This is a genomic window from Nonomuraea sp. NPDC050383 (assembly GCF_044459125.1).
Classification (GTDB): Bacteria; Actinomycetota; Actinomycetes; order Streptosporangiales; family Streptosporangiaceae; genus Nonomuraea.
In genome coordinates this window covers 1-1,320 of the sequence record NZ_JBITIP010000040.1, presented here as the reverse complement: position 1 = coordinate 1,320, position 1,320 = coordinate 1, and the positions used below count along the sequence as shown (strand labels likewise).

Here is a 1,320-nt window from a genome sequence, read left to right as displayed (position 1 = left end):
TGGTTGCTGTTTGTTGTTTGAGATTTGCATAGTGGACGCGAGCATCTTTGTGGCCAAGTTTTTTAGGGCACACGGTGGATGCCTTGGCATCAGGAGCCGATGAAGGACGTGGGAGGCTGCGTTAAGCCTCGGGGAGTCGCCAACCAGACGTTGATCCGGGGATGTCCGAATGGGGAAACCCAGCACCAGTCATGTGGTGTTGCCTCCGCCTGAATGTATAGGGCGGTTGGTGGTAACGCGGGGAAGTGAAACATCTCAGTACCCGTAGGAAGAGAAAACAATATGTGATTCCGTGAGTAGTGGTGAGCGAAAGCGGATGAGGCTAAACCGGGCGTGTGTGATAGCCGGCAGGCGTTGCATGTCCGGGGTTGTGGGACCCTCTAACAGTTTCTGCCGAGATTGTAAGAAGTTATAAATCCTTCCGATAGTTGAAGCCTCTGGGAAGGGGCGCCGTAGACCGTGAGAGCCGGGTAGGCGAAATCGGATGGACTTCTTGAGGTGTTCCCGAGTAGCACGGGGCCCGAGAAATCCTGTGTGAATCTGCCAGGACCACCTGGTAAGCCTAAATACTCCCTGATGACCGATAGTGCACGAGTACCGTGAGGGAAAGGTGAAAAGTGCCCCGGTGAGGGGTCGTGAAATAGTACCTGAAACCGTGTGCCTACAAGCCGTAGGAGCTTACATCAGCTTGCTGGTGTGTGATGTGACTGCGTGCCTTTTGAAGAATGAGCCTGCGAGTTATGGTGTGTGGCGAGGTTAACCCGTGTGGGGGAGCCGTAGCGAAAGCGAGTCTGAATAGGGCGTTTGAGTCGCATGCTGTAGACCCGAAGCGGAGTGATCTACGCATGGGCAGGTTGAAGCTCAGGTAAGACTGGGTGGAGGACCGAACCCACCAGGGTTGAAAACCTGGGGGATGACCTGTGTGTAGGGGTGAAAGGCCAATCAAACTCCGTGATAGCTGGTTCTCCCCGAAATGCATTTAGGTGCAGCGTCACGTGTTTCTTGCCGGAGGTAGAGCACTGGATGGCCGATGGGCCCGACAAGGTTACTGACGTCAGCCAAACTCCGAATGCCGGTAAGTGAGAGCGTGGCAGTGAGACTGCGGGCGATAAGGTTCGTAGTCGAGAGGGAAACAGCCCAGATCACCGACTAAGGCCCCTAAGCGTGTGCTAAGTGGGAAAGGATGTGGAGTCGCAGAGACAACCAGGAGGTTGGCTTAGAAGCAGCCACCCTTGAAAGAGTGCGTAATAGCTCACTGGTCAAGTGATTCCGCGCCGACAATGTAGCGGGGCTCAAGTACACCGCCGAAGTCGTGGCACT

At 55.1% G+C, this 1,320-nt stretch carries 1 rRNA gene; it reads left to right on the top strand.

The features are described from left to right. Positions 1-51 precede the first annotated feature (51 nt). Positions 52-1,320: ribosomal RNA gene (locus ACIBG4_RS42315) — 23S ribosomal RNA — on the top strand; the annotation flags it as partial.